Source organism: Aminobacter sp. P4_D5 (assembly GCF_056401815.1).
Genome location: NZ_JBFUIP010000787.1, coordinates 1 through 679, shown reverse-complemented (window position 1 = coordinate 679; position 679 = coordinate 1). Strand labels below are relative to the sequence as shown.

Below are 679 nucleotides of genomic sequence, written 5' to 3'. Positions count from 1 at the left end.
CTTGATGCGGCCGGAGGCGATCAGCCCGGCGGCGGCCGTCACCGTCGTGACGGTCAGCGCGATCGTCCCGGCGACCATATCGTTCAGCACCGCGCCCGWGCCGCGATAGGGCACGTGCACCAKGTCGAGCCGCCCAGCCCGCAGCGCGACGAGCGCGCCCGACAGATGCCCGATGCTCCCAGGCCCGGAGGAGCCGTAGTGGACCTCGCCCGGATGCGCGCGGATATAGGCCACGGCCTCGGCCGTCGTGTTCGGCGGGAAGCTCGGCGAGGCCAGGATGCAGAGCGGCGAGGTCGCGACCAGCGACACCGTCTCGATGTCTCTGATGGCATCGTAGGGCGTGCGCTGCGTCGCCGCCGAGGTGGCGAAGGTCGAGGACGTCAGCATGGCCGCATAGCCATCGGCCGGCACACGGACGAGCTCGGACGTTCCGATGGTGCTGCCGGCGCCGCCGCGATTCTCGATCACGAAGGGCTGCCCCAGCATGCGGCCCAGCGCATCCGCGAGCGGCCGCGCAAGGGCGTCGTTGCTGCCGCCGGGCGGGAAGGGGACGATGAGCCGCACGGGGCGGGTGGGCCATTCCCCCTGCGCCAGCGCCGGTGACGACAGGGCGGCGCCGGCGGCCAGGAGATGACGTCGCTGCATGCTCAATCCAGCAGGATGTTGGCCGCGCGGGCCA

General features: G+C 72.4%; 1 protein-coding gene. It reads right to left on the bottom strand.

Going from position 1 to position 679, the window contains the following annotated elements; all coding sequences use genetic code 11:
- Nucleotides 1-645, bottom strand: a 645-nt coding sequence (locus tag AC1DWF_RS35000; RefSeq protein WP_476843067.1) for a Bug family tripartite tricarboxylate transporter substrate binding protein, incomplete at its 3' end; no start/stop codon positions are given.
- Between the last annotated feature and the right edge of the window lie 34 nt (nucleotides 646-679).